A 748-nucleotide genomic window follows, 5' to 3' on the forward strand; every position below is an offset into this window, starting at 1 on the left:
TGAGCCGCCCCGGCGTGTCCGGAGGCTTCGTTAGGTGTTAACCGGCCTCGGCGAGACGGGTTCGGTGAGTGTAGTGAGTCTGCTCGGCCTGGATTGGTGTCAGGTCTTGGATGGATCCGTGGGGCCGGGCGGTGTTGAACCAGTCGACCCAGTCCATAGTGGCTGCTTCGACGTCGTGGAGGCCTTGCCAGGGGCCGTAGGAGTTGATCAGTTCGGACTTGAACAGGCCCATGTGGGTTTCGGCCAGGGCGTTGTCGTAGGCGTCGCCGACGGACCCGACCGAGGCGTCGATGCCAGCTTTGATCAGGGCTTGGGCGAACGCGATCGAGGTGTATTGGGTGCCGGCGTCGTTGTGGTGGACCAGCCCGGTCAGGTCGGTGACACCTTCGGTTCGGCGGGCCCACAACGCCATTTCGAGGGCGTCCAGAACCAGCGGTGTGGTCATCGTGGTGGCTGCTTTCCAGCCGATGATCCGGCGGGAGAACACGTCCACGACGTGCGCGACGTAGACCGTGCCAGTCCGGGTCGCCACGTAGGTGAAGTCGGCCACCCACAACCGGTCGGGGGTCGAGGCAACGAACCGGCGATCGACCAGGTCAGGCGGCCGGTTCGCGGACTCGTCAGCGATGGTGGTCCGCGGCTTCTTCCCGCGGACCACGCCGCTGATTCCCATCTGGGCCATCAACCGCTCCACCGTGCACCGAGCCACCTCGTGACCAGACGACCGCAGATGCAGCCAGAGTTTGCC

General features: G+C 65.4%; 1 protein-coding gene. It reads right to left on the reverse strand.

The features are described 5' to 3' along the window. Window positions 1-37: 37 nt before the first annotated feature. Window positions 38-748: IS3 family transposase (locus tag E1263_RS42485; protein WP_132178165.1), on the reverse strand; the 711-nt coding region annotated here is incomplete at its 5' end.

This window comes from Kribbella antibiotica, from assembly GCF_004349055.1.
In the GTDB taxonomy this organism is placed as follows: Bacteria; Actinomycetota; Actinomycetes; order Propionibacteriales; family Kribbellaceae; genus Kribbella; species Kribbella antibiotica.